Source organism: Micromonospora sp. CA-244673 (assembly GCF_050948395.1).
In the GTDB taxonomy this organism is placed as follows: domain Bacteria; phylum Actinomycetota; class Actinomycetes; order Mycobacteriales; family Micromonosporaceae; genus Micromonospora.
Genome location: NZ_CP192019.1, coordinates 3,652,464 through 3,666,896, shown reverse-complemented (window position 1 = coordinate 3,666,896; position 14,433 = coordinate 3,652,464). Strand labels below are relative to the sequence as shown.

Genomic DNA, 14,433 nt, shown 5'->3' with positions numbered 1-14,433 from the left:
CCCCGCAGGCGCGCGGGGTCCCGCCGGTCCCGCTCCGGAAGCAATGCAGAAAGCCGCGGGGTCCGCCGCACGGCCGCGCGACGCCGATCTCTAGCCTTGCCCCGTGACGGGATTCGACTGGTCCGCGCTGTCGGCGGCGAGGGGCGCGAGGCCGGACGCGGTGCCGGAGATGATCAACCACGCCCTCCGCGTCCTGGAGGACCTCCTGGAGGAGGTCGACCACGCCTGCACGTTCACGCTCACGGGCGGCCCGCTGGTCGACGACGACGTCGTCGCGGCGATCGACGCGCTGCTCCCGGAGAGCTGCCGGACCGCGCGGTTGGAGCCGGTGACGTCCTGGTCGACGCTGGTCCGTGAGGCACTGCCCGATCTGTTCGTGCCGACCCGGCAACCCGACGCCTGGGCGCCGGAGTCCGCCGCGCGGCGGCTGGCCGACGGCCTCACCGACTGGGTCCTGGCGCTGATGGGACGGCTCTGGCCGGAGCGCGCCGAGGCCTGGACGCTGACCGTGGACACCGGCGACTGGTACGAGGCGGCCTACGTCGACCTCGTGGTCCGCGTGCCCGACCGGGTGTGGCTGCTGCACCTCGGCGTCAGCGACTGACCCGGCACAAGCCACGGTTCGGTAGGGACGGTGCCGAGGCGCGTCGTCCGGCGGCGGCAACCACGTCAACGAGGGCTGTCCCGGATCGCGAGTACCGCCTGGATGAGCGCGGCGTGGGTCAGCGTCTGCGGATAGTTCCCGAGGTGGGCACCGGTCGCGGGGTCGAGCTCCTCGGCGTAGAGGCCCAGCGGGCTGGCGTGGTCGAGCAGCGTACGGAACAGCTCCTCCGCCTCGCGGCGCCGCCCGGTGCTGGCGAGGGCCTGGACGAGCCAGAACGAGCAGGGCAGGAAGGCGCCTTCGGTGCCGGGGAGGCCGTCGCGTCCCGGCGGGTAGCGGTGCAGCAGCGGGCCGCCGGCGGAGAGCCGTTCGCGGATGGCGTCGATCGTGCCACGCACGCGGGCGGACTCGACGCCGTCGATGCCGAGCAGGGGAAGGACGAGCAGAGCCGAGTCCAGGTCCGGGCTGCCGTAGCTGCGGACGTAGCTGCCCTGGGTCGGGTCGAAGCCGCGCGTGCGCACGTCGGCGGCGATGGCGTCCCGGGCCTCCTGCCAGCGCCGGCGTTGCCGGGCGGGAAGCCGGTGGGTTTCGGCGATGCGCAGGGCCCGGTCGAGGGCGAGCCAGCCCATGAGCTTGGAATGCACGTGCTGGCCGGCCTCGCGGACCTCCCAGATGCCGGCATCGGGATCCCCCCACCGGCCGGCGACGACGTCGGCGAAGCCGCGCACGGCCCGCCACGTCTCGGAGTAGAGACGGTGCCCGGCCTGGACGAACACCCAGGCGGCGTCGACCACCCAACCGTAGCCGTCGAGCTGGTGCTGGTCGGCGGCGCCGTTGCCGAACCGCACCGGCACGCTGTCGAGGTAGCCGGGCCAGCCGGCCAGCTCCCGCTCCCGTGGCACGCGGCGGCCGGTCAGGGTTAACAGCGCCGGCAGGCGCGGCCGGTCCAGCCGGCTGGCGTGGAGCAGCCACGCGAGGAAGCCGTGGGCCTCGTCGAGCTTGCCGACGCCGAGGAACGCGTTGACCCCGATGCTGGCGTCCCGGGGCCAGACATAGCGGTAGTCCCAGTTCCGCACCCCTCCGGGATCCTCGGGCAGCGAGGTCGTCGGCGCGGCGACCGGAGCCTGCGACGGGGAGTAGGTCAGCAACCGCAACGTGAGCAGGCTGCGCACGACGTCCTCGCGGAACGGCAGCGAGCCGTCGATCCCGGCCGTCCAGGCCCGCCAGCGGGCCTCGTCTCCCAGGAGGAGGTCCCAGGCCGCCTGGGGCTCGACGTGGATCAGCGGTTCGCGGTTGGCCACGGCGAGGACGAGGGTGACCGGACTGCCCGGCGCCACCTCGACGGGGATGACCCGGCCCGGTTCGACCGCGAGCTCGGGCGCGCAGCTCAGGGACACGGCCAGCGCCCCCCACTCACACACGAGGACTCCGCCGCGGCGGCGGACCCGGGGCCGGCGGTGCCGTACGCCGAGACGCGGATCGAACTCGACCACGGCGTCCACCGCTCCGCCCTCGGCCGAGAGACGCCGCACGAGCAGCGTCGAGGGCAACAGCCGTCCCGTGACCTCGGCCACCATGGACTCGGTGAGGGTGAGCCGGCGGTCGCCCAGCGCCCAGGTCGTCTCGATCGTCGCGGTGTCCTGCCGGTAGCGCCGCGCGACGACCGTGGCGGATGCGGCCGGGCCGACCCGGAACGTGCCCGCCGCCGGGCCGCCCACGAGGCGTCCGAACAACGGCTCACCGTCGAAGCGGGGTACGCAGAGCCAGTCGATCGCCCCGTCACCGCTGACGAGGGCCGCGGTGCGCGTGTCGCCCAGCAACCCGTAGTCGCTGATCGGCGCCGGGGGCTGCGGTGGCCCGGTCACGGCCGGCCAGCCGATCGCCGGGCTCCCGCGGGCAGCAGCCGACGCCGAGCGCCGGTGGTGCTCAACCGGCCCGCAGGAGCAGCCCGAGGACGACCCCGTAGATGACGTGGACGACAACCGCGACGGTGGGCGTCTGGACGCCGTAGTTGAGGGCGAACAGGCCGGGCGGCTCCAACACGGCCGTGCTGGACGGGCCGGCCCGCTGCGAGGCCATCCGCGGGTGGACGCCTGGGAGCAACGGGAGGAGCACCGTCAGCGCGATCGCGACGTGGAGCCCGCCGAACAGCGCACCGATCCACCAGGTGGCGCGGTGCAGCAGGGCGAACGCGGCCGCGTACCCCAGAGCGAAGCCCTGGCCGGCGACGAGGTGGATGAAGAAGCCGACGACCCGGGCCCGGTCGGGATCCTCGGTGACGAGGGTCCCGAGCACCAGGGGAAGGTCGAGGCGGCTGAGCCCCGCCATCTGCGCCGTGATCATCGCCGCGGTGAGCGCGGCGGTGGCGACCAACCCGAACACTGCCCATCCGGCCCAGTCCATCTCAGCGGTGGCCGCCGGGGCACGCCCCGGCGTTCCGTACGCGGTCCGGCGCGGTTGTCTCGGCCATCGATGCCTTCCGGCTGTACCCACGAGGTGATGTGCGGCCCGGGACCGGGGCCCACCTCGCAACGGTCTCCACCGTAGGCCCATCAGGCGTCGACGCCGGGTGGCTTGCCGGAACGCACCGCGCAAGTAGACCGACCGGGTGAGCCACGGCGCGGGCGGGTGGCGGCCGACGATCGGCGGGCGCTACCTGGTGGAGAGGTCCGTCGTCGCCCCGTCTCGGGGCGGGGCCGGCCAACCGGTGAGGTAGGCGTCCAGTGCGGCGGCGCCGGCGAGCATGGCGCGGCTCCTGGCCGAGAGGCGGGCGTGCCAGTCCTTCAGCATCGACTCGAGCGGCGCGACGCCTCCCGCGGAGCGGACCTGGGCGATCAGCGGGGCGATCTGCTCCAGCCGGTAGCCACCCCGCCTGAGCTGGTGAGCCAGCAGGGCGTCACGCACGTCGGCCGCGCGGTAGACCCGGTAGCCCGTCCGCGCGTCGCGGCGCGGCTGGACCACGCCGGCGCGTTCCCACTTGCGCAGGGTGGCCGGGCGGAGGCCGAGCCTTCTCGCCAGCGGACCGACGAACGTGTCGGCGCGTTCCGGCGGCACCGGCTCCAGGTCGCGAAGAGCGACCTCGACGGCCCGGAGGGTCCGTCGGTCGGCGAGAAGCTGGGCGTGGCTTTCGTCGATGAGTCGGAGGGCGTCCTCGATCGCGCCCCGGTTGACCGCCTGCATGATCGACGTGGCCGTCTGATGGCCGTGCGCGGGCACGAGGGCGAGGAAAGCGCGCAGGGCCTGCGCGTGCCGGGGCGTGTAGGTGCGGTAGCCGTGCGGTGTGCGGTCGGCGCCCGGAAGGATGCCGGCCGCCTCGTAGTTCCGGACCGCCTGCGCGGACAGACCGTGCGCGCGCGCCAGGTCAACCGGCCGCAGCCGACCACCGTGTTGAAGGTTTTGCCTCATCGCCCCGCTCAGATCGCGCGAAAGTCTCCACCGGCGGTTCAACGATAGCGTTGAGAGTATGACTGCTGGAATCGAAGCCACCGCCCATCCCGTTGACGCTGCTGCCGCCCTGCGCCTGCTTCCGGCCAGGCCGCGGCTGCTCGCGCTCGGCGAGCCCACCCACGGCGAGGAGGCTCTGCTCGGCCTGCGCAACGATCTCTTCCGGCAACTCGTCGAGCGGGACGGCTACCGGACCATCGCGATCGAGAGCGACTGCCTGATGGGCCTGCTCGTGGACGACCACGTCACCTCGGGCGCCGGCACCCTCGACGAGGTCATGGAGCGCGGCTTCAGCCACGAGTGGGGCGCCTTCCCCGGCAACCGCGAGCTGGTGCGGTGGATGCGTGCGTACAACGAGGGTCGGCCCGCGGCACAGCAGGTCCGCTTCGCCGGGTTCGACGGGCCGCTGGAGATCACCGGCGCCGCGAGCCCCCGGCAGGCCCTGACCACCCTCCACGCCTACCTCACCGCCTGGGTGGACCCCGACCTGCTCCCCTGCGACGCCGCCACGCTCGACCGCCTGCTCGGCGCCGACGACCGCTGGACGAACCCCGCCGCCATGATGGACCCGTCCCGGTCCGTGGGGCAGACGCCCGAGGCCGCGCGGCTGCGCCTGCTCGCCGACGACCTGGTGGCCCTGCTCGACGCGCAGACACCACACCTGGTCGCGGCGTCCCCGCGGGAGGACTGGGACCGGGCGCGCCTGTACGCGCGTACCGCCACAGGGCTGCTGCGCTACCACTTCTGGATGGCCGACACGTCACCGAGCCGCATGGCGTGGCTGCTCGGCGTGCGGGACTCGATGATGGCCGCCAACCTGCTCGCCCTCGCCGAACGCGGGCCAACGCTGGTGAACGCCCACAACGGCCACCTCCAGCGGAACAGGAGCACGATGCGGATGGGCGGCCGGCCGGCGCAATGGTGGAGCGCCGGCGCGATCGTCGGCGCCCACCTGGGCGACGGGTACGCCTTCCTCGCCACGGCCCTCGGCACGATCCGCCACCAGGGCGTCGACACCCCGCCCCCGGACACCCTCGAAGGGCTGCTGTACGCGCTGCCCGAGGACCGCTGCCTCGTCGACGCCCGCCGCCTGGCCACCGCCCTCGCCGACCTGACGCCCACGGCCCGGGTGTCCCCCTGGTTCGGTTACGCCCCGCTCGATCCGTCCCACGTGGCCAGCACCGACGGGATCGTGTTCGTCAAGGACTCCTGGACGAGCGGGGCTCGCCCGCCGCTCGGCACCGACTGACCTGCGCCCATCGGGCGCCGTCGGCTGCTCGCCGACGGCGCCCGGGCCACGCGGTCCTCGTCGCCCCACCGAGCGGGGTCAGGACTCGCGGTTGAACAGTCGCTTCGACCAGAGGTAACCGCCCAGCGCGATGACGGCGCACCAGGCGAGCGCGATCCACCCGTTGTTGCCGATCGGCTCGTCCATCAGCAGGCCGCGCAGGGTTTCGATGACCGGCGTGAACGGCTGGTACTCGGCGAACCAGCGCAGGCCGGCCGGCATGGAGTCGGTGGGGACGAACCCGCTGCCGAGGAAGGGCAGCAGGATGAGGGGCATGGGCAGGTTGCTCGCGGTCTCGACGCTCTTGCTCACCTGGCCGAGGGCGACGGACAGCCACACGAGCGCGAAGGTCACCGCCAGCAGGAAAGCGGCCGTGGCCAGCCAGGCGCCGAGCCCGGCGGTGGGACGGAAGCCGACCAGCACCGCCACGCCGATCACGATCGCCAGGCTCAACGCTGCCTGGATCATGCTGCCCAGGACGTGCCCGGTGAGCACCGAGACGCGGGCGATGTGCATGGTGCGAAACCGGGTGATGATGCCTTCGGTCATGTCCATGGCGATCGAGATCGCGGTTCCCTGGACCGTGGCCGCCACGGTCATCAGGATGATCGCCGGGGCGACGTAGTTGGCGTACGCGGCGCGCCCGCCGGCCGCGCCGCCGTCCACCGTCCCGCCGAGCCCGGCGCCCAGCGTGCCGCCGAGCACGTAGACGAACAGCAGCAGGAAGACGACGGGCATGCCGACGAGCATCAAGGTCATCGACGGGTACCGCAGCATGCGCCTGAGGTTGCGGCGCAGCATCGTCACCGAGTCGCGCAGCGGGTGGAAGCGGAGGTCGACCGGGCGCGGCCCGGCGAGGGCGGTGGTGCTCATCAGCTGGTCACCTTCTCCTTGGCGGAGTCGCCGGTGAGGGCGAGGAAGACGTCGTCGAGGTCGGGGGTGTGCACGGACAGCTCGTCGACCTCGATGGCCTGGTCGTCGAGCCGGCCGATGAGGGTCCTCAGCGAGCCCAGGCTGCCGTCGCTGGGCACCCGCAGGGCCAGCGCGTCGTTGTCGCGGGAGGCCTGGTTCAGGACCCGCATGGCCGCGTCGAGGCACTGCGGGTCGGCGAACCGCAGTCGGACGTGTCCGCCGGGGATGCGCCGCTTCAGTTCCTCCGCGGTTCCCTCGGCGACCACCCGGCCGCGGTCGAGGACCGCGATGCGGTCGGCCAGCTCGTCGGCCTCCTCCAGATACTGCGTCGTCAGGAAGATGGTGACGCCGCCGGCCACCAGGTCCCGGACGATCTGCCACATGGCCCGGCGGCTGCGCGGGTCCAGTCCGGTGGTCGGCTCATCGAGGAAGATCACCTGCGGGCTGCCGACCAGGGTCATCGCCAGGTCGAGCCGCCGCAGCATCCCCCCGGAGTAGGTGGACGCCGGCCTCCTGGCCGCCTCGGCCAGGTCGAACTGCTCCAGCAGCTGGGCGGTCCGCCGCCGGCCCTCGCCCCGGGTGAGCTGGTGGAGGTCCGCCATGAGCCGCAGGTTCTCCTCGCCGGTGAGCAGCTTGTCCACGGCGGAGAACTGACCGGTGACACCGATCGCGGCGCGCACCGCGTCCGGTTCGCGGGCGAGGTCGTGCCCCGCGACCTGGACGTCGCCGGCGTCGGCGCGGAGCAGCGTGGACAGGATCTTGACCGTGGTGGTCTTCCCGGCTCCGTTCGCGCCGAGCAGCGAGAAGACCGTTCCCCGTGGCACGTGCAGATCGAGGCCGTCGAGCACGACGTGGTCACCGAAGGAGCGGCGTAGCCCGGCCGCGGCGATCGCCGGCGGGGGTGGCGTGATGGTCATGGTTTCCCTTCCCAGGGCCGGAAGCGGATCAGGAGCGGTGGACGACGACGTCGCCGCACGAGGTGCGGCCGCGGATCTCGACGGTCTCGTCGGCCCGGTCGGGTCCGGTGGTGTCCTCCAACTGGTTGCGCACCTGTCCGAATCCGGTGTTCACCTCCAGCCAGGCGGCGGTGCCGGCGGCGATGCCGATGTCCAGGTCGCCCATGGCGGTGCCGAGGACGACCGTGCCACGGACCACCTCGCCGAGGCTGATGCTGCCGTTGGAGGTCTTCGCGTCGACGCCGGCGCCGGCCCGTCGGATCTGGATGTCGCCGTTGGCCGCGCGCACCCGCACGTCGCCGGTGACCGTGTCGACCGTGGTGTCGCCGTTGGAGTTCTTCACGACCGCGGTGCCCTGGACCTCGCCGATCCGGACCTTGCCGGAGCCGGTGGAGATCTCGGCGTCGCCGGCGACGGTGTCGGCGGTGACGTGGCCGGCGGACGTGCTCACGCGCAGCGGGCCGGTCCGTTCGAGCCAGATCTTGCCGACGGAGGTCTTGAGGCGGCACTGACCGAGCCGGCCGGCGCAGCGGTAGTCGCCCACCTGCATCTCGGCGGACACGTGGGAACCGCTGGGCAGTTCGATAGACACGTCGACCGACCTGGTCTTGCGGGAGAAGTCGAAGGCACGCGACTTCGGGCCGGTGATCCGCAGGGTGCCGTTGGCGTAGTCGACGCGGACCTGCTGAGCGGCCTTCACGTCGGACTCGTCGGCTTCGTCGCTCGGGCGGACCTCGACGACGGTGTCGGTCCGGTCGCTCGCGGAGATCCGCAGGTCGCCGACGCCGAGTTCGAGCGTGACGGAGATCGGTTCGGGAGTCTCGAAATTGGGCATGGTTGTCCCCGCATCATGGGTAGGTGAGGCGTCCCCGCAGGTCGGGGACGTGAAGTGAGGAGAGCGTGCGGCGCGGCTAGCGCACCCAGCCGGTGAAGTGCTGCCTGGCCCGTTTGCCACCGGCGGATGGCGCGGGACGCTGATCGCGGTCGGAGCGCTGCAGGCCGGCGGCGGCCGCCCGGACCAGCCAGGCGTTGACCGAGCGCCCCTCCCTGGCCGCGGCCTCCTCGACCGCGGCCTTGAGCTGCTCGGGCAGGCGTACGTTGATCCGCGCGGCCGGGCCCTCCTCGGCGATCAGCAGCTCGCCGGCCGGCGGGCCGCCAGCCGTCGTGGCAGCGTCCTCGCGCACGGGCTCGAGCGGCTCGGCGGGTGGCGCCGTCACGACGAACTGCGGGTCGCGTCCCCGCAGGCGCAGCTCCACCGAGCCCGGAGCCAGGTCCCGGGTGATCTCGTCGGCGGCGGCCGACAGCGCGTCCAGCAGCGTCATCCGGATCGCCGACTCGAGCGAGCCGGTCAGGCGCTCGACCAGCGCACGCGCCTCCTCGCCGCCGGCTTCGGCGAGGGTGGCGAACTCCCGTCCGAGGTTGTTCACATACGAGGTCAGGTCCATGGTGCCAGTCTGGCACACGTTTGGCACACAGACAAGCCATGTTGGCTCAGGTTCTGTGCCAGCTTGGCGTCAGACCATTGGCCCTGACGCTCACCGGCGGGAGGACACGGGCGCGCCCCTCACGGTGTCCCCCGACCATGCCCGGCGTACCGGTGGGCCGCGGGGGTAGTCCGCCTCATGGCGTGCGGACGGATCGCGGACCACGGGTTCCTGGCCGATGGCCGTAGCGCCGTGCTGGTGGACAGGTCCGGGTCGGTCAACTGGTGGTGTCCCGCGCGGTTCGACGCTCCGTCGGCGTTCGCCCGTCTGCTCGACGACGACGCCGGGCACTGGGTGATCCGTCCCGAGGGTGGGTTCAGCACGAGCCGTGCCTACCTGACCGACACTCTCGTGCTCCGTACCGTCTTCACCACCGCGACCGGCAGCGTGGCCCTCATCGACGCGCTGGCCCTCGAGCCGGGAGCGCGGGGCCACGAGGTCGGCCTGCACTCGCCCAGGCTGCTGGCCCGGGTGGTGCGAGGGCTCTCCGGCGAGGTCCCGCTGCGACTGCACTACCGGCCGCGGTTCGAGTACGGCCGGATGGTTCCCCTGCTCGAGCGGCGGGACGGCGCGCTGGTCGCCAGCGCCGCGTCGGCCCGGCTGGACCTGCGGTCGACCGTCCCCCTGGCCTGCGAGGTCGGAGAGGCGTCCGCGTCGTTCACGGTACGGGCCGGCGAAAAATGTCACTTCACCCTGGGGTACGCGCCCGCCTACGACGCCGGCCCGCCGGCGGTGCTCGACGCCCAACAGGTGATCGACGACGCCGCCGCGGGCTGGCGTTCCTGGATGGGCCTGCACGACTACCGTGGCCGCTACCGGGAGCAGGTGCGACGCAGCGCGCTGGTCATGCAGGGCATGACCTACCGGCCCAGTGGCGCGGTGGTGGCCGCACCGACGATGTCGCTGCCCGAGGAACTGGGCGGCGAACGCAACTACGACTACCGCTACGCCTGGGTCCGCGACTTCAGCTTCAGCCTGGAGGCGCTCTGGCGCGTGGCCTGCACCGACGAGCTCAACCTGCACGTCGGCTGGTTGACGCGGTCGATGGGCATGAACGACGGCATCGTTCCGATCATGTACGGGGTCGAGGGTGAACGGGACCTCACCGAGCACCACCTCGAGCACCTTGCCGGCTTCGCCGGCAGCCGCCCGGTGCTGGTGGGCAACGACGCGTGGCGACAACGGCAGAACGATGTGCACGGTGAGCCGCTCAGCGCCGCCTGGCTCATGCGGGAGTACCTCGACCCGATGCCGCCGGACCTCCGCCAGCTGCTGCGCGCGATGACGGAGCGGGCCGCGCGGGACTGGCCCCTGCCGGACGCCGGGATGTGGGAGGCGCGCGACGCCGAACGCCACTACGTGTCCTCGAAGGTGCAGTGCTGGACGGCGTTGGACCGAGCCGTCCGCTTCGGATCACACCTGGGCTCCGAGGCGGACGTCGCCAGGTGGGCGGCGGCACGGGACGCGGTCCGACGAGCCGTGTTGACCCAGGGCTGGAGCGACCGGCTGACGGCCTACACCGGAGCGTTCGACAGCGATGAACTGGATGCGTCCGTGCTGCTGATGCCGTTGGTCGGGTTCCTGCCCGCCGGCGACCCGAGAATGCGCTCCACGATCCGGGTGATCGAGGAGAGACTGTCCCACGACGGCTTGCTGCGCCGCTGGGCCGGCGACCCCGCCGGCTTCCTCATCTGCTCCTTCTGGCTGGTCAGCTGCCTGGCGCTGGCCGGTGAGCGCGCGCGTGCCGGGCAGCTCTTCGAGCGGCTCGCCGCCCGGGCCAACGACCTGGGCCTGTTCTCCGAGCAGATCGACCCGTACAGCGGGGAAGCCCTGGGCAACTTCCCTCAGGCGTTCTCACACATCGGTCTCATCAACGCCGCCGGTGACCTCACCGACCTGGATGCCGGGCGCCACGACGTCCCGCCCGCGCCCGATCGGCTCATCCCCGCCGGCCAGGACGGCCCGCGGCCCACCACCGCACGCTGACGCCGCACTCAACCCGTACCGGCACCAAGGCGGATGATCGCGGCGAGCGAGCGGTCCACGTCCGCCTCGGTGGTGGTGGCGTTCGACACCGACAGGCGCATGAGGCGCCGCCCCCGCCACGTCGTGCCGCCCGCCCAGCAGGTGCCGTCCGCCTGCACCGCCGCCACCACCCGGTCGGTGCGCGCGTCGTCGCCGAAGCCGACCAGCACCTGGTTGAGAACCACGTCGTTCGCCACCTCGAACCCGGCCGCGGTCAGTCCCTCGGCGAACCGGCGGGCCAGCGCGCAGCAGCGGTCCACCAGCGCGGCGACGCCGTCGCGGCCCAGCTCCCGCAGGCCGGCCCAGACGGCGAACCCCCGCGCCCGGCGCGAGGACTCGGCGGTAAGGTCCGCGCCCACCGGCGCGCCGCCGGAACCGACCAGGTACGCGGCGGCGTACGACATCGCCGCGGCGTGCACGTCGGGACGGGCGCAGAACGCGAAGGCCGAGTCGTACGGCAGGTTCAGCCACTTGTGGCCGTCGCAGGCCCACGAGTCGGCCAGTTCCAGCCCGTCCACCAGATGCCGCGTGGCCGGGCTCGCCGCGGCCCACAATCCGAATGCCCCGTCCACATGCGCCCACCCGCCGTGCCGCTGGACCAGCTCGCACGCCTCGCGCAGCTCGTCGCAGGCGCCGGTGTTCACGTTGCCGGCCTGCAGGCACACGATGGTGGGTCCCGGGGCGCCGGCCCGCAGCACGGCCCGCAGCGATGCGAGGTCGATGGCGCCGTTCGGCCCGGTGGGCACCGGCTCCACCGCATCCGTCCCGAGACCGAGCAGACGCAGCGCCCGGTCGATGGTGCCGTGCCGCTCGTCGCCCGCGATCATCCGGATCGGTGGCGCCCCGAGCAGCCCACGCCGCTCCACGTCCCAGCCCGCGTCGGCGAGCACCTGGTGCCGGGCGGCGGCGAGCCCGGCCGTGTTCGCCGCCTGGGCGCCGGTGACGAAGCCCGCCGACGCCGATGCCGGGATGCCCAGCAGCTCCTTCAGCCAGCCGCCGGCCGCAGCCTCGGCGGCGATGGCGGCCGGCGACGTGACCGCGTTGAACGCGAGCTGGTCCCAACCGGCGGCGAGGATGTCGGCCGCGGTCGCCGCCGGCAACGCGCCGCCGACCACGAACCCGAAGTAGCGCGGGCCGGCGGAGGCGACGAGACCGGGCTCGGCCGCGGCGAGCAGCTCGGCCAGCACCTGCTCGGGCGGGCAGGGGCCGGAGGGCAGCGGGCCGGCGAAGCCCTCGGTCACCGCGGCCCGGTCGACCGGCACGCCGACCGGGCGATCCGGCAACGACCGCCGGTAGTCCGCCGCGTGGTCGGCGGCCAGCCGGAACAGGTGACTCAGTTCCTCCACCGCCGCACCCTATCGCCCGGGCCGACGGGCGGTCGGGCGGGCGGGTGGGGCGCGCCGGCAGGTCGGCGGTACCCCACCCGCACGCCGGTCAGCCGGTCGCGCAGCTCGCGGTGGGCGTGGTGTTGTTGCCGTTCTTGTAGAGCGTGATGCCGAAGTTGTTGCCGTTGCCGTTCGGCCGGGCCGTGAGGGTGCCGCTGGTGCCGCTGATCGAGGCGTTCCAGCTGTTCTGCAGGGTCTGCCCGCCGTTCGTGCGGATGGTGACGACCCAGTTGCTGCTGCCGCTGACCGAGAGGTTCACGTTGAACCGGTCGCTCCACTCGTCGGCGCGGCTGACGCTGACCGTGCAACCGCCGCCGCCGCCGGGCGGCGGGGTCGTCGTGCCGGGCGCGCCGCCGCCGACCGTGATGTTGGAGCTGCCGCTGCTCTGGTAACCCTCGGTGGCCAGGATCTGGTAGTCGTGGCTGCCCAGGTTCATCCCGTACCGGGCCCAGGCGTCGAAGTGGTTGCCGGCGGAGATGGTGCCGCCCACCCGCTTCGACTGCCGGACGCTCCAGTACTGGTAGAAGGTCCTGGTGCCCTCGATGGAGGGCGCGTTGACCCGCTGCGTCCGGTAGATGTCGTACGTGCCGCCGTCGCTGGTGACCGTGCCCATGAACCCCTGGCCACCCGGGGGCCGGTAGGTGCCCCAGCTGTCGACGATGTAGTACTCGACGAGCGGGTTCCTCGTCCACCCGTAGAGGGTCAGGTAGGCGTTGCCGGACGGGTTGAACGTGCCGGAGTAGGTCACCGTCCGCCGTGCGCCGGGATTCCAGCCCTTGCCGGCGACGAAGTTGTTGACGTTGCTCCACTGGGTGCTGTACTGGCCGCCGCTACCCATGTTCATGGAGACGTTGCCACTGTCCTTCCAGAAGGAATAGAAGTAGCCGTTGTTCGTCCCGGTCGAGTTCGACGTCACGGTCTCGGCCTGCGCGGGGCTGGACAGCAGGGCCGTGGCGCCGGCGGTGACCAGGACGGCGGCGCAGGCGCCGCCGATGAGCATTCGGAGGCGTCCGGGTCTGCGGGTTCTCGAGCGGACGGGGGCGTCGGTCATCTGCGTTCTTCCTCTCTCGACGGCTCAGGTCGCGGGTGGTCCGCATCGGCGGTGATGGATGGGCATCGATGCCGAAAGCATCGGCCGCCCGTCATCGCGCTGTCAACAACTTCCGGAAATGTTGCGGAGTCTCGCGGCGCCACAAGGGATCGTGGTCGGGAGACGTATCCCCTGACCAGGTGAGGTGAGCAGTCGACGGCGGCCGGAGGATGACGGCGCAGAGCCGGGCCGTGAGGCCCACGAACCGCTTGACGGTTCCGGAATCTTCCGGGTGATCAGCCGTCGAGGGCGGTACGGAGGAACTCCAGCGCCGCCGCGTCGTCGTCGATCCCGCCCGCCTCGTGGCCGTTGTACCGCCACACCGCCAGCTCGACCGGCCCCCGGTAGGCGTTGACCGCGGCGAAGACGGTCGACGGGGGCACGATCTCGTCCATCAGCGCCACGGAGAAGCGGGCCGGCACGGTGGCGCGGCGGGCGAAGGCGACCCCGTCGACGTAGCCGAGGGTGCGCAGCACCTGCTCCTCGCGGTCCCGGTGCACCGCCAGGTAGTCCCGGATCTCCCGGTAGGGCGCGGAGTCGGTGATCGTCACGGCGCGCGGCATGTCGCACAGGAACGGCACGTACGCGACCGCCGCGCGCAGGTCCGGCACGAGAGCGGCGGCGGCGAGCGCCGCACCGCCGCCCTGGCTGTGGCCGAGCACGGCGACCCGGCCGGCGTCGACGGCCGGCAGGCGGCGTGCCGCGTCGACGGCCCGGACCGCGTCGGTGAGGAAGCGGCGGTAGTAGTACCGGCGCGGGTCCTCGACACCCCGGGTGGTCATCCCCGGGGCCTGCGGGCCGGCGCCGGCGATGTCCGGGGTGTCGCCCCGGCTCCAGCCGGACCCCTGGCCGCGGGTGTCCATCTGCAGGTGGGCGAACCCGGCGGCGGCCCAGAGCAGGTTCTCCAGCGGATGGCCCCGTCCGCCGCCGTAGCCGACGTACTGCACGATCGCCGGCAGCGGCCCCGGCGCGTCCCGGGGCACCCGCAGCCACGCCTTCACCGGCTGCCCGGCGAAGCCCGGGAAGGTCACGTCGAAGACGTCCAGCCCGACCAGCGGGGTGGCCACCGCGGTCACCTCGACCGGGTCGCCGCAGGACCGGGCCTCGGCGAGGGTGTCGGCCCAGAACGCGTCGAAGTCCGGCGGCTCCCGCAGGTCGCTGCGGTGGGCGCGCAGCTGCGCCTCGGGCAGGTCGGTGTACACGGCCGCCTCTCCGCTCGTGGGGTGCGCGGACCAGCCGGCCGGAAAG

The 14,433-nt window shown here is 73.0% G+C and carries 13 protein-coding genes; 3 read left to right on the top strand and 10 right to left on the bottom strand.

Annotated features, from left to right (window positions below):
- The first annotated feature begins 103 nt into the window (after window positions 1-103).
- A complete protein-coding gene (locus ACQP12_RS17025; RefSeq protein WP_433280046.1) occupies window positions 104-604 on the top strand; it encodes a hypothetical protein in 501 nt (166 codons plus the stop codon).
- Window positions 605-669: 65 nt separating this feature from the next.
- Here ACQP12_RS17025 and ACQP12_RS17020 read toward each other — a convergent pair whose 3' ends face one another.
- The 3 genes from ACQP12_RS17020 to ACQP12_RS17010 form a co-directional block, all read right to left on the bottom strand.
- Window positions 670-2,466: a glycoside hydrolase family 15 protein gene (locus ACQP12_RS17020; protein ID WP_433280044.1), complete on the bottom strand. Its 1,797-nt coding sequence runs from the start codon at window positions 2,464-2,466 to the stop codon at window positions 670-672.
- Between the two features lie 61 nt (window positions 2,467-2,527).
- On the bottom strand, window positions 2,528-2,983 hold the full coding sequence (locus ACQP12_RS17015) for a hypothetical protein (RefSeq protein ID WP_357950813.1): 456 nt from the start codon (window positions 2,981-2,983) through the stop codon (window positions 2,528-2,530).
- 270 nt (window positions 2,984-3,253) lie between these two features.
- On the bottom strand, window positions 3,254-4,006 hold the full coding sequence (locus ACQP12_RS17010; protein WP_433280042.1) for a TioE family transcriptional regulator: 753 nt from the start codon (window positions 4,004-4,006) through the stop codon (window positions 3,254-3,256).
- 58 nt (window positions 4,007-4,064) lie between these two features.
- On the opposite strand from ACQP12_RS17010, the gene ACQP12_RS17005 reads away from it, so the two are divergent.
- Window positions 4,065-5,294 carry an erythromycin esterase family protein gene (locus tag ACQP12_RS17005; protein ID WP_433280040.1) on the top strand — a complete coding sequence of 410 codons (1,230 nt, stop codon included), beginning with the start codon at window positions 4,065-4,067 and terminating at the stop codon, window positions 5,292-5,294.
- A gap of 78 nt (window positions 5,295-5,372) precedes the next feature.
- Here the strand turns inward: ACQP12_RS17005 and ACQP12_RS17000 are convergent, their stop codons facing one another.
- From ACQP12_RS17000 to ACQP12_RS16985, 4 genes are all read right to left on the bottom strand, one after another.
- Complete coding sequence (locus ACQP12_RS17000) at window positions 5,373-6,206, bottom strand: ABC transporter permease (protein ID WP_433280038.1); 834 nt, start codon at window positions 6,204-6,206, stop codon at window positions 5,373-5,375.
- Complete coding sequence (locus tag ACQP12_RS16995) at window positions 6,206-7,162, bottom strand: ATP-binding cassette domain-containing protein (protein ID WP_433280036.1); 957 nt, start codon at window positions 7,160-7,162, stop codon at window positions 6,206-6,208. The genes ACQP12_RS17000 and ACQP12_RS16995 overlap by 1 nt, the downstream gene beginning before the upstream one ends.
- A gap of 28 nt (window positions 7,163-7,190) precedes the next feature.
- Window positions 7,191-8,036 carry a DUF4097 family beta strand repeat-containing protein gene (locus ACQP12_RS16990; RefSeq protein ID WP_433280034.1) on the bottom strand — a complete coding sequence of 282 codons (846 nt, stop codon included), beginning with the start codon at window positions 8,034-8,036 and terminating at the stop codon, window positions 7,191-7,193.
- Window positions 8,037-8,112: 76 nt separating this feature from the next.
- On the bottom strand, window positions 8,113-8,646 hold the full coding sequence (locus ACQP12_RS16985; RefSeq protein WP_357950798.1) for a YlcI/YnfO family protein: 534 nt from the start codon (window positions 8,644-8,646) through the stop codon (window positions 8,113-8,115).
- A gap of 177 nt (window positions 8,647-8,823) precedes the next feature.
- Here ACQP12_RS16985 and ACQP12_RS16980 point away from each other — a divergent pair, with 177 nt between their 5' ends.
- Window positions 8,824-10,671, top strand: coding sequence for a glycoside hydrolase family 15 protein (locus ACQP12_RS16980; RefSeq protein ID WP_433280032.1), 1,848 nt, complete (start codon window positions 8,824-8,826; stop codon window positions 10,669-10,671).
- An 8-nt stretch (window positions 10,672-10,679) separates the two neighbouring features.
- On the opposite strand, the gene ACQP12_RS16975 is transcribed toward ACQP12_RS16980, so the two are convergent.
- From ACQP12_RS16975 to ACQP12_RS16965, 3 genes are all read right to left on the bottom strand, one after another.
- Window positions 10,680-12,056, bottom strand: a complete 1,377-nt coding sequence (locus tag ACQP12_RS16975; protein WP_433280030.1) for a pyridoxal phosphate-dependent decarboxylase family protein — start codon at window positions 12,054-12,056, stop codon at window positions 10,680-10,682.
- Window positions 12,057-12,144: 88 nt separating this feature from the next.
- Window positions 12,145-13,146 (bottom strand): glycoside hydrolase family 11 protein, encoded by a 1,002-nt coding sequence (locus tag ACQP12_RS16970; RefSeq protein WP_433280028.1) that lies wholly within the window; start codon window positions 13,144-13,146, stop codon window positions 12,145-12,147.
- Between the two features lie 275 nt (window positions 13,147-13,421).
- Window positions 13,422-14,387 carry an acetylxylan esterase gene (locus ACQP12_RS16965; protein ID WP_433280026.1) on the bottom strand — a complete coding sequence of 322 codons (966 nt, stop codon included), beginning with the start codon at window positions 14,385-14,387 and terminating at the stop codon, window positions 13,422-13,424.
- Window positions 14,388-14,433: the final 46 nt, after the last annotated feature.

Excerpts from the sequence above, each read along its gene's own strand:
- ACQP12_RS16970 (WP_433280028.1), bottom strand. The coding sequence starts at position 13,146 with ATGACCGACGCCCCCGTCCGCTCGAGAACCCGCAGACCCGGACGCCTC.
- ACQP12_RS16990 (WP_433280034.1), bottom strand. The coding sequence starts at position 8,036 with ATGCCCAATTTCGAGACTCCCGAACCGATCTCCGTCACGCTCGAACTC.
- ACQP12_RS16980 (WP_433280032.1), top strand. The coding sequence starts at position 8,824 with ATGGCGTGCGGACGGATCGCGGACCACGGGTTCCTGGCCGATGGCCGT.
- ACQP12_RS17010 (WP_433280042.1), bottom strand. The coding sequence starts at position 4,006 with ATGAGGCAAAACCTTCAACACGGTGGTCGGCTGCGGCCGGTTGACCTG.
- ACQP12_RS17005 (WP_433280040.1), top strand. The coding sequence starts at position 4,065 with ATGACTGCTGGAATCGAAGCCACCGCCCATCCCGTTGACGCTGCTGCC.
- ACQP12_RS16995 (WP_433280036.1), bottom strand. The coding sequence starts at position 7,162 with ATGACCATCACGCCACCCCCGCCGGCGATCGCCGCGGCCGGGCTACGC.
- ACQP12_RS16985 (WP_357950798.1), bottom strand. The coding sequence starts at position 8,646 with ATGGACCTGACCTCGTATGTGAACAACCTCGGACGGGAGTTCGCCACC.
- ACQP12_RS17000 (WP_433280038.1), bottom strand. The coding sequence starts at position 6,206 with ATGAGCACCACCGCCCTCGCCGGGCCGCGCCCGGTCGACCTCCGCTTC.